Consider the following 10531-nt stretch of genomic DNA (forward strand, 5'->3'; position numbering starts at 1 on the left):
ACGAGGGGGCCGCGGTGAGCGACGACGACGTGAGTGAGATCGCGCGCGATCCGGCGCCGGCCGTGGGGCGCAGCATCCGGCTCCTGGGCCTGCTGGCCGAGGCGGGGCGCACCCTGACCCTCACCGAGCTCGCCGCGGGTCTCGGTCTGGCGAAGTCGTCGACGGCGAACCTCTGCCTCTCGCTCGAGGCGGGGCGCATGATCGAGCGCGTCCCCCTCGGCTACCGTCTCGGCATCCGCACCGCCGAGCTGGGCGGTGCCTTCGCCGCGCAGTTCAATCAGGTGCGCGAGTTCTACGCCGTGTGCGAGACGTCGCCGGTGCTCGCGAGCGAGCTCGTGCAGGTCGCCGTGCTCGACGATGCCGACGCGCTGTACCTCGCCCGCTATGAGGGCTCGCGCTCGATCCGCATGGGCACGCCCCTCGGCTCGCGCCTCCCCGCGGCGCTGTCGGCCACGGGCCGCGCACTGCTCATGACCCGCACCGACGACGACGTGCGGGCTCTTCTCACGCACGGACGCCCGCTGCCCAAGCTCACCGACCACAGCACCCTCGACGTCGACGCAGTGATCGCCAAGATCGCCGCCTCGCGCGAACGCGGGTGGTCGGTCGACGAAGAGGAGTCGTTCCGCGGCATCTTCGGTGTCGCGGTGCCCCTCGAGGGGTGGGCGCCCGGCGACCCGCAGCTGGCGCTGGGGGTCGGTCTTCCGGCGGCGGATGCCACGCCCGAACGCATCGCGCGCGTCGGCGCGGCACTGCGCGAGGCCGCCGCGGCGCTGACCAACCCGTTCAGCGCGTCCCGCGCAGGCTGACCCGCGACAGCGCCGCCCCACTCGACGCGCGCACGCCGTGCGCGCCCTCGTCGCCCCGCCACGCGCGTCGCGCTCCGCCGGTGCCCTGCTGGGCACGCCGCGCGCCTGCCAGGCACGCCGCGCGTCCCCAACGCCTCATCGCGACCGATGAGCGTGCGCGTCGCGCTCGCCGCGCCCCGCGCGTCGTTCGGGGCGGATCCCGTCGTTCCTGGCGGAAATTCCCGTTCCCAACGACGAATCACGCCCGAACCCGCGCTGCCCACACCTCGCCCCTCGAATTCTGTTCAACATATTGAACTCTGTCCACTCCGTTGGTACAGTCGGCCGAGTCGCAAGACCCCAGCCGATCGAAGGAGATGGCCGTGACCACTTCATCCACCACGACGACGCAGCCGACGGATGACCCCGAATACGCAGCGAACCTCCGCCGCGCAACGCTCGCCTCGAGCATCGGCAGCGCGCTCGAGTACTTCGACTTCGCGCTCTACGGCCTCTCGACGGCGTTGATCTTCAACGTCCTGTTCTTCTCGCAGGACAATCCCGCCCTCGCCACGGTCGCAGCCTTCGCCACCTACGGCGTGGGCTTCCTCGCGCGCCCGTTCGGCGGACTGTTCTTCGGCGTCCTCGGCGACAAGCTCGGACGCAAGTGGGTGCTGGTCATCACGATCCTGCTGATGGGCGGCGCCTCCACGGCCATCGGACTCCTGCCGACGTACGAGGCGGTGGGCGTCCTCGCGCCCATCCTGCTCGTGATCATGCGCCTGCTGCAGGGCTTCGGCGCCGGTGCCGAGCAGGCGGGGGCCACGGTCCTGATGGCCGAGTACGCCCCGGTGAAGCGCCGTGGCTTCTTCTCGGCGCTGCCCTTCATCGGCATCCAGGCGGGTACCCTCCTGGCGGCCGTCGTGTTCAGCCTCATCTCGCTGCTGCCCGAAGACCAGCTGCTCAGCTGGGGCTGGCGCGTGCCGTTCCTGGCGTCGTTCGCGCTCATCCTGCTCGCGCTGTTCATCCGCATGCGCCTGCGCGAGACGCCGACCTTCATCGAGCTCGAGAAGCACGAGCAGATCGCCGAGCGACCCATCCGCGACATCTTCACGCGCGGTCTTCCGGGAGTCATCGTCGGCATCAGCCTGCGCATGGCCGAGAACGGCGGTTCCTACATGTTCAACACCCTGGCGCTGACGTTCTTCGTCGCGACGGTCGGCGGCCAGGCCGACCGCAGCCTGCTGACGTGGGGTGTCACGCTCGGCTCGCTCATCGGCATCTTCTCGGTGCCGCTGACGGGGGCCCTGTCCGACCGCATGGGTCGTCGCACCGTCTATCGCATGGGCGCGGTGTTCATGCTGGTCTTCACCTTCCCGGCCTGGTGGCTGATGTCGCTCGGCAGCTACCCGATCACTATCGCGGTCATCGCGATCGGCATCGGTGTCGCCGTCAACTCGATGCTCGGACCCCAGTGCGCGATGCTCCCCGAGCTGTTCGGCAACCGTCACCGCTACCTCGGCGTCGCGATGGCCCGCGAGCTTTCCGCCGTGCTCGCCGGTGGTCTCGCCGGAGTCCTGGGCGCCTACATCATCGCCGTCAGCGGGGCGAACTGGCTGCTGCTGGCGATCTACATGGGCACGCTCGCCCTCATCACCACCGCGTCGACCTTCCTCGTCCCCGAGACGCTGCGTCGCGACCTCACCCGCATCGACGACGCGATCAAGGTGTCGCGCGAAGAAGCGGGCGAGGGCGTGGATGCCACGACCGTGACGGTCCGGACGATCCGGTGACGCACGACAGGCGGGGGAGTGCCGGCAGCCTGGTGGGGGCTCCGGCGCTCCTCGCGGACACCGCGGAGGGGTTCCGCCTCGAGGTACGGGGGGCGGTGCGCTGATGCGGATCGCTCGATTGATGACGGCCGAGGGCCCGCGCACCGTCCGCGTCGAGGGGGCGGGCTTCGTCCCGATCGGCGACCCCTACGCCGCGTTCGCCGCGGGTGTCGACCCCGCCGACGAGGGCGCCGCGATCACGGGGGTCTTGCTGGCCCCGTGCGAGCCGACCGTCGTGGTCGGCATCGCGCAGAACGGCCCGGGCCACGCCTCTCCCGTGCAGGCGTGGCTGAAGAGCCCGCGCACGGTCACGGCATCCGGAGTCCCGGCCCGCCTGCGCCGCGACGCCGGTGCGACCGTGGCCGAGGCCGAGATCGCCGTGGTGATCGGCCGCGACACGACCGGACTGACGATCGAAACGGCGCACGAGTTCGTGTGGGGCATCACTGCGGTGAACGACCTCTCGAGCCCCGACCGCGCGGCCTTCGATCCCCGCAACTTCGAGTCGAAGTCCGGAGAGGGCTATACCCCGCTCGGACCCTGGGTCGACACCGCCCTCTCGATCGACGGCGATCTGCCGATGCGGCTGTCAGCCGACGGCGAGGTGCGCGCCGAGACGTCGTCGCACCGCCTGCCGATGACGCTGCGCGAGTGCCTCGCCTACGTCGCGGGCTGGACCACGCTGGGGCCGGGCGACGTCGTCATGATGGGCGCGCCGTTCTCGCAGGCGCCGGTTCGTCCAGGGGAGACGGTCGAGGTCGTCATCGCGGGCATGCGGCTCACGACGCCGACGTCGTAGAGCGACGGCGCGTCAGTGCTTCTTGTAGTTCGCGTTGCGGCCCATGGTGAAGAGCGCGCCGACGGTGCCGATCAGGCCGAACGCGGCGATGCCGCCGATGACCCAGAGCACGACGTGAGAGAAGAAGCCGCTGTCCATGATGATCCTCCGGGTGGGTTGTGGCCGTTCGATCCTACCGTCGCTCGGCGCGCGCTCCCGCCGCCGTCCGAGGTCGGGTCGTGGTTCTCCCTCTTGCGCTGGTAGACTTCCGGGGAACTTCGGCGAGGGATGCCGCTTCGCGTGCCGCACGGTGCGCAGGCGTCCGTGATCGACGCAGTGATGCAGGCTCCCGGCTTTCCTCACGCGCTCGCGTTCGAGTCGAATCCAGACCACACAGGTGCGGACCATGTCCGCTCACAAGCTGCGGGACACGAGCCCGCGAGGAGAACATCATGTCGGAAGACAACAAGGTCGTCGCGGAACTCCGCGAGAACTTCGGCAAGGGCTTCGCCCGTCGCCTCCGCGCCGCGGGCAAGATCCCGGCCGTCATCTACGGTCACGGCACCGAGCCCCAGCACGTGGCGCTCCCCGGCCACCAGGTCGCCCTGCTCATCCGTCGCGCCAACGCGCTGCTCGACCTCGACATCGCTGGCAAGGACCAGCTCGTCCTCGTCAAGGACGTGCAGAAGGACCCCGTGCGTCAGATCATCGAGCACATCGACCTCATCGTCGTGAAGAAGGGCGAGAAGGTTCAGGTCGACGTTCCCGTCGTCATCACCGGTGAGCCCTTCTCGGGCACCGTCGCCATGCTCGACGCGACCTCCGTGTCGCTCGAGGTCGAGGCCACCCACATCCCCCAGAACATCGAGGTCTCGGTCGAGGGCGCCGAGGACGGCACGCAGATCACCGCTGCCGACCTGACCCTGCCCAAGGGCGCCACCCTCGTCACCGAGCCCGAGACGCTCGTGGTGGGTGTCTCGGTGCCGCTCGACACCCTCGCTGCCGACGAAGAGATCGCCGAGGCCGATGCCGAGGTCGCCGAGGAGCAGTCCGAAGAGGCCGAGTCGGCCGAAGAGGGCGACGACAAGTAATTCCCGAGGGCCGTTCCACGGTCCGAGTACGAGGGGGCGCGTTTTCGCGTCCCCTCGTTCGTTTCTCCGCGCGGATGGCGCGCGGGGTCCCGTCACCTGACGACCGCGTCGTCGCGCACGGTCCGCACGCGGACCCGGAAGGATGGATGCCATGGCAGACACCTGGCTCATCGTGGGTCTCGGTAACCCGGGCCCCCGTTACGAGGCGACTCGACACAACATCGGTCAGATGGTCGTCGACGAGCTCGCCGCCCGCCGCCGCGAGGCCTTCCGCGCCCACAAGGCCAACGCGCGGGTGGTCGAGACGTGGCTGCGCCCGGGAGCGGACAAGCTCGTCCTGGCGAAGCCGAACAGCTTCATGAACGTGTCCGGGGGGCCGGCGGCCGGGCTCGCGCGTTTCTACGGCACCGCGCCCGAGCGCATCGTCGTCGTCCACGACGAGCTCGACATCCCCTACGACACCATCAAGCTCAAGACCGGGGGCGGTCACGGCGGGCACAACGGGGTGCGCGACATCGCGAAGGCCCTCGGTACGCCGGAGTTCCCCCGCGTCCGCGTGGGCATCGGGCGTCCGGTCGGGCGCCAGGATCCCGCCGCCTGGGTGCTCGATCCGTTCAGCTCGACCGAGCGTCAGACGCTTCCGATCCTCGTCTCGGATGCCGCGGATGCCGTGGAACTCCTGGTCGACGAGGGATTGGTCGCCGCCCAGCAGCGCTTCCACGCCCCGCGCGCCTGACGCGCGGCACGGCAGCTGGCCGAGCGCCGGCGTGCCGTGACCCCCGCCGTCCGTCCAGACGGTGAACGGTTCACCCGTCGCGTCCCCGGGCGCAGTCCCGCGCGCTCCCGCGCCGTCCGGGGATGAGAGCGCCGGAAACGACGATCGGCCCCGGTCACGAGGAACCGGGGCCGATGGTCGTGCCGAACGTCACGTCACGCGGAGACGCCGATCGCGGCGCCCGCGGCCAGCGCGCTGCCGACCACGATGCCGCCGAGAAGCGACAGGGCGATCGCGCCGATCGCCCATCCGCGACCGCGGTTCTTCACCGCGGCGACGATTCCCTGGATGAACCCCCAGAGTCCGAAGACCGCGTACACGACGAAGGCGACGACGGTCAGGATGCCGAAGACGATGGCCGCCTGCTGGACTTCCGGGGGAAGCGTGTTCGGTTCCATCTGCTGGCCGCCGTCGGCGTACGGGGCGAGGCTCGCGCTCTGCATCCCGGCGATGAAGGCGATGATCGAGCCGCCGACGACCGCGATGAGCGAGACGACGAAGGCGACAAGTCCGAGCTTCTTCGGGCCCTTCGGCTTGCTGGTGGTGGGCGGGACGTAGGCGGGTGCGGCGGGAGCGCCCTGTGCCGACGGGGTGGTGCCGGAGGAGTCGCCGCGCGTGACGGGCTGTTGGTACGGCTCGGGGGGCGGGGGTGTCGTGCTCACGAGATGCTCCTCTGGTCGTCGGTGGGCGTGGACCGCCCGTTCCCGGAGTCTGAGAAGCGTCCCGCGCCGGGGCGTGGGGCTGGACGCCCGTCCGCGCGGCGCGGTATCGGCGCCGGCCCGGGGCGGGGTCAGACGGGCGCACCGCCTGCGGGCACGGTGGCCAGCCCCGCGACGATCGCGATGGCGGTCAGCACACCGAAGAAGATCGGGCCCAGCACCGAGAGGACGAGTCCCGCGATCCCGGCACCGCGCCCCGACCGCCGGACGATGGCGACGATTCCCAGCACGAGGGCCGTGATGCCGATCGCCGTCCCCGTCCAGAACGCGACCTCCCCCAGCAGCACCAGCTCGCGCACGGGGGAGAGCACGCGCCAGTCGAAGCCGTTCGACGACATCGTGGTCAGCCCGGGGGCCGCGCCGCGCGCCGAGCGGAACGCCGCGAAGCCGCCGACGGCCGGGGCCAGGACGGCCGCGACCACGGAGAGCGCGAGCGCCCAGGTGCCCAGGGGGCGACCTCGGCGGGAGGGCGGCGGGGGAGTGAGGAGCGTCCCGACGGGCGGTGCCGCATGAGGGGCGGCGAAGACCGGACCGTTCGGGGCGCTCGGCGTCGTCATGCGGCAAGCCTACGAGAGGTGGCACCCGGGCGCGTTGTCCACCCCGGCCCGATGTCGGAGCCCCCGCGTAGACTCTTTCGAGTGACAGTTCCCGGGATCGTTCGCGCCCTCGAGCAGGCTGAGTCGTACCGTGAAGCCGCTTCGGCGGCCTCCTCCGACCTGTCGCTCTCTCTCGTCGACGGCCTCGACGCCCCCGTCGTCGCGGGCCTCGTCGAGCGTCGCCGTGCCGCGGGTGATCCCGGCGCCGTGCTGGTGATCGCGCCCACCGGTCGACGTGCCGAGTCCCTCGGCCCGGCTCTCGAGGCCGTTCTGCCCGGCGCGCAGGTCCTCCACTTCCCGGCCTGGGAGACGCTGCCCCACGAGCGGCTCAGCCCCAGTCCCGAGACGGTCGGTCGCCGTCTCGACGTCCTGCGCCGGATCGCCGCGTGGGACCGCACCGCGCCGCTCGTGGTGACCGCGTCGGTGCGCAGCGCCCTCCAGCCGCTGGCCCCCGGTCTGGGTGACGTCGAACCGGTCGAACTCTCGGTCGGGGGGCGCGGGCGTGAGCTCGAGGTCGTCACGACGCGCCTCGTCGAGCTCGCGTACCACCGCGTCGACATGGTCTCGCGCCGCGGAGACTTCGCGGTGCGCGGCGGCATCCTCGACGTCTTCCCCCCGGTGGCGGATCACCCGTACCGCGTCGAGTTCTTCGGCGACGAGGTCGACCAGATCCGCGCCTTCTCCGTCGCCGACCAGCGCTCGCTACCCGGGGAGGTGCCCGCGGTGACGCTCGTGCCCAGCCGAGAGCTTCTGCTCACGGCGGAGGTGCGCGCGCGCGCCGCCGAACTCCGCGACGGCTATCCCGGGCTGCGTCAGTTGCTCGAGAAGATGGCCGAGGGGATTCCCGCCGAGGGCATGGAGTCGCTGATCCCCGTGCTGGTGGACGACCTCATCACCCTGGTCGACTATCTCCCCGGCGCGAGCGCGGTGGCGCTCGTCGATCCGGAGCGTTCGCTCGCTCGTGCCACCACGCTCGGCGACACCAACCGCGAGTTCCTCGAGGCGGCGTGGTCGGCGGCGACGGCGGGGGCGGACACCCCGGTCGATCTCGGGTCCGGTGACTTCGTCACCCTCGACGACCTGCACGAGAGAGCCAGCGGTCGAGGCGGCGTCTGGTGGCAGTTGAGCGCTTTCGACTCGGGAGCGGCGGATGCCGAAGACGAGGGGCTCGTCGTCGGCGATGACTCCGCTCATCGCATCAAGGCCGATCCGGTGCCGTCGTTCCAGGGGAACGTCGAGGGTGCGACTGCTCACGTCGGCGAGCTTCTGCGCGACGGGTGGTCGGTCGTCGTCACAGCATCCGGTCCCGGAATGGTGGATCGTGCCCGAGACGTCCTCTCCGAGCGCGGGATCGCCGCCCGCCGCGTCGACGATGTGAAGTCGGCCCCCGAGGCCGGAGTCGCCCATGTCGTCTGCGCTCCTCTCGAGCGGGGCTTCCAGCTGACCGAGGCGAAGTTCGCCGTCATCACCGAGACGGAGTTCTACGGGCGCTCGGTCAGCGGCGACAACCGCGGCGTCAAGAAGCTCGCCTCGCGTCGACGCAACGTGGTCGACCCGCTGCAGCTCAAGCCCGGCGACGTCGTCGTGCATGCGACCCACGGCATCGGTAAGTTCCTCGAGCTCACGCAGCGCGAGGTGTCCAGCGGCGGTCGCAACGCGGTGAAGACCACGAAGGAGTACCTCGTCCTCGAGTACGCGCCGGCCAAGCGCGGTTACCCGGGCGACAAGCTGTTCGTCCCCACGGATCAGCTCGACCTGCTGTCGAAGTACGTGGGCGGCGAAGCGCCGACCCTGTCGAAGATGGGCGGAAGCGACTGGGCGGCGGCGAAGGGGCGAGCCCGCAAGGCCGTCCGCGACATCGCGGTCGAGTTGGTGAAGCTGTACTCGGCACGCATGGCGTCGAAGGGGTACGCGTTCGGTCCCGACACCCCGTGGCAGCGCGAGCTCGAAGAGGCCTTTCCCTTCGCCGAGACCCTCGATCAGCTGCAGACGATCGACGAGATCAAAGCCGACATGGAGAAGCCGATCCCGATGGATCGACTGCTTTCGGGCGACGTCGGATTCGGCAAGACCGAGGTCGCGGTGCGGGCGGCGTTCAAGGCCATCCAGGACGGCAAGCAGGTCGCGATGCTGGTTCCCACCACGCTGCTGGTCAAGCAGCACCTCGAGACCTTCGCCGAGCGTTTCGCGGGCTTTCCCGTCACGGTCCGGCCGCTGTCGCGCTTCCAGACCGACAAAGAGGTGAAGGCCACCCTGGCCGGCCTCACCGACGGCACGGTCGACATGGTCATCGGAACCCATCGCATCCTGACCGAGAAGGTCATCTTCAAAGACCTCGGGCTGATGATCATCGACGAGGAGCAGCGGTTCGGCGTCGAGCACAAAGACCAGCTGAAAAAGCTCAAGACCAACGTCGACATCCTGGCGATGAGCGCCACCCCGATCCCGCGCACCCTCGAGATGGCGGTCACGGGGATCCGCGAGATGTCGACCCTCGCGACCCCGCCGGAGGATCGGCATCCGATCCTGTCGTACGTGGGCCCCCGCAACGACAAGCAGATCGCCGCCGCGATCCGCCGGGAGTTGCTCCGCGAGGGCCAGATCTTCTACGTGCACAACAGGGTCTCGTCGATCCAGCGCGTCGCCGCGCACCTCGCTGAACTGGTGCCCGAGGCCCGGATCGTCGTGGCCCACGGGCAGATGGGGGAGCACGCCCTCGAGCAGGTCGTCGATGACTTCTGGGAGCGTCGTGCCGATGTGCTGGTCTCGACCACGATCATCGAGACCGGGCTCGACATCTCGAACGCCAACACGATCATCATCGACCGCGCCGATAAGTACGGGCTGTCGCAGCTGCACCAGCTCCGCGGACGCGTGGGGCGTGGGCGCGACCGTGCGTACGCGTATTTCCTCTACGACGAGATGAAGCCGTTGTCCGAGACCGCGGCCGACCGGCTCGAGACGATCGCCGTGAACAACGACCTCGGCTCGGGCATGCAGGTGGCGCTGAAAGACCTCGAACTGCGCGGCGCCGGAAACCTCCTCGGTGCCGAGCAGGCCGGACACATCGCGGGTGTCGGTTTCGACCTGTACCTGCGCATGATCGGCGAAGCCGTTTCCACGTTCCGTGGCGAAGACGTCGACGGTCCCACCGAACTCCGCCTCGAGCTCCCCGTCGATGCTCGATTGCCAGAGTTCTACATCGACAGCGAGCGTCTGCGTCTCGAGGCGTACCAGAAGCTGTCGGCCGCGGCTTCCGCGACGGCGAAGAGCGATGCGATCGACCTCGTGGTCGAGGAGCTTCGGGATCGATACGGAGAGCCGCCGGCCGAAGTCGAGGGACTCATCGCCGTGGCGCGCCTGCGCCGCCGGGCCGCTCAGGCCGGTCTGGCCGATGTGGTCGCGATGGGTTCCAACCTGCGCATCGCCCCCGCGAACCTTCCGGACTCGATGCGGGTGCGTCTGCAGCGGCTGTACCCGAAGGCGAAGCTCGTCGCCGGCGGGGACGCCATGGTGGTCCCGCTCCCTCAGGATGCGGACGATGCGAACCTCATCGCGTGGGTGCGCCAGCTCCTCGACGCGCTGTGGCCGTTGCCCGTCTCAGAGAACGCCGAGACCGCGAACGCGTGATGACGGCTCCCTCCCGGAGCGCAGACGATCAGGCCCGACCGATACCCGTCGGTCGGGCCTTCGTCGTAGATCCGCGTGATTCCGGGCTTCAGAGTCGACGACACGCCCGGGGTGAAGGGACGATTCGACCGATGCGGGGTCCCGACGTAATGTTTTACCTGTTCGCCCCACAGGGGAGAGCGGAGAGGCCGAGAGGCCCCGCATCGTCTCAAGTGGCGGACCACCCAAAACCTCGCCCGAATGGTGTAAGGTTTTGGTTCGGTCGTTCGGCCGGTTCCCGAGGTTGATCTCTCTGAGATCCCAATGAGGTTCCGTGTGCTGG

Annotated in this window: 9 protein-coding genes; 6 read left to right on the forward strand and 3 right to left on the reverse strand. The window is 69.9% G+C overall.

Annotation, left to right across the window (positions count from 1 at the left end; translation table 11 throughout):
- Window positions 1-14 precede the first annotated feature (14 nt).
- The 3 genes from BLS25_RS15305 (at window position 15) to BLS25_RS15315 (ending at window position 3419) form a co-directional block, all read left to right on the forward strand.
- On the forward strand, window positions 15-809 hold the full coding sequence (locus BLS25_RS15305) for an IclR family transcriptional regulator (RefSeq protein WP_074696800.1): 795 nt from the start codon (window positions 15-17) through the stop codon (window positions 807-809).
- Window positions 810-1165: 356 nt separating this feature from the next.
- Entirely contained in the window at window positions 1166-2581 is a 1416-nt protein-coding gene (locus tag BLS25_RS15310) for an MFS transporter (RefSeq protein WP_074696802.1), read from the forward strand.
- Window positions 2582-2702: 121 nt separating this feature from the next.
- Window positions 2703-3419, forward strand: a complete 717-nt coding sequence (locus BLS25_RS15315) for a fumarylacetoacetate hydrolase family protein (protein WP_256335603.1) — start codon at window positions 2703-2705, stop codon at window positions 3417-3419.
- A gap of 12 nt (window positions 3420-3431) precedes the next feature.
- Here BLS25_RS15315 and BLS25_RS17220 read toward each other — a convergent pair whose 3' ends face one another.
- On the reverse strand, window positions 3432-3557 hold the full coding sequence (locus BLS25_RS17220; RefSeq protein ID WP_256335604.1) for a hypothetical protein: 126 nt from the start codon (window positions 3555-3557) through the stop codon (window positions 3432-3434).
- A 293-nt stretch (window positions 3558-3850) separates the two neighbouring features.
- Here BLS25_RS17220 and BLS25_RS15320 point away from each other — a divergent pair, with 293 nt between their 5' ends.
- Complete coding sequence (locus BLS25_RS15320) at window positions 3851-4489, forward strand: 50S ribosomal protein L25/general stress protein Ctc (protein ID WP_056228590.1); 639 nt, start codon at window positions 3851-3853, stop codon at window positions 4487-4489.
- 151 nt (window positions 4490-4640) lie between these two features.
- Complete coding sequence (gene pth, locus BLS25_RS15325; protein WP_074696806.1) at window positions 4641-5225, forward strand: aminoacyl-tRNA hydrolase; 585 nt, start codon at window positions 4641-4643, stop codon at window positions 5223-5225.
- A gap of 194 nt (window positions 5226-5419) precedes the next feature.
- Here the strand turns inward: pth and BLS25_RS16730 are convergent, their stop codons facing one another.
- Together BLS25_RS16730 and BLS25_RS15340 are read right to left on the reverse strand one after the other, a co-directional pair.
- Window positions 5420-5926 (reverse strand): hypothetical protein, encoded by a 507-nt coding sequence (locus BLS25_RS16730; protein WP_056228581.1) that lies wholly within the window; start codon window positions 5924-5926, stop codon window positions 5420-5422.
- Window positions 5927-6054: 128 nt separating this feature from the next.
- Entirely contained in the window at window positions 6055-6540 is a 486-nt protein-coding gene (locus BLS25_RS15340) for a hypothetical protein (protein ID WP_056228578.1), read from the reverse strand.
- A 51-nt stretch (window positions 6541-6591) separates the two neighbouring features.
- On the opposite strand from BLS25_RS15340, the gene mfd reads away from it, so the two are divergent.
- Window positions 6592-10209 (forward strand): transcription-repair coupling factor, encoded by a 3618-nt coding sequence (gene mfd / locus BLS25_RS15345; RefSeq protein WP_371129345.1) that lies wholly within the window; start codon window positions 6592-6594, stop codon window positions 10207-10209.
- Window positions 10210-10531 lie beyond the last annotated feature (322 nt).

It is taken from the genome of Microbacterium testaceum StLB037 (assembly GCF_900104345.1).
Classification (GTDB): Bacteria; Actinomycetota; Actinomycetes; order Actinomycetales; family Microbacteriaceae; genus Microbacterium; species Microbacterium testaceum_A.

Excerpts from the sequence above, each read along its gene's own strand:
- mfd (WP_371129345.1), top strand. The coding sequence starts at position 6,592 with ATGTCGGAGCCCCCGCGTAGACTCTTTCGAGTGACAGTTCCCGGGATC.
- BLS25_RS15315 (WP_256335603.1), top strand. The coding sequence starts at position 2,703 with ATGACGGCCGAGGGCCCGCGCACCGTCCGCGTCGAGGGGGCGGGCTTC.
- BLS25_RS17220 (WP_256335604.1), bottom strand. The coding sequence starts at position 3,557 with ATGGACAGCGGCTTCTTCTCTCACGTCGTGCTCTGGGTCATCGGCGGC.
- pth (WP_074696806.1), top strand. The coding sequence starts at position 4,641 with ATGGCAGACACCTGGCTCATCGTGGGTCTCGGTAACCCGGGCCCCCGT.
- BLS25_RS15310 (WP_074696802.1), top strand. The coding sequence starts at position 1,166 with ATGGCCGTGACCACTTCATCCACCACGACGACGCAGCCGACGGATGAC.
- BLS25_RS15340 (WP_056228578.1), bottom strand. The coding sequence starts at position 6,540 with ATGACGACGCCGAGCGCCCCGAACGGTCCGGTCTTCGCCGCCCCTCAT.
- BLS25_RS15320 (WP_056228590.1), top strand. The coding sequence starts at position 3,851 with ATGTCGGAAGACAACAAGGTCGTCGCGGAACTCCGCGAGAACTTCGGC.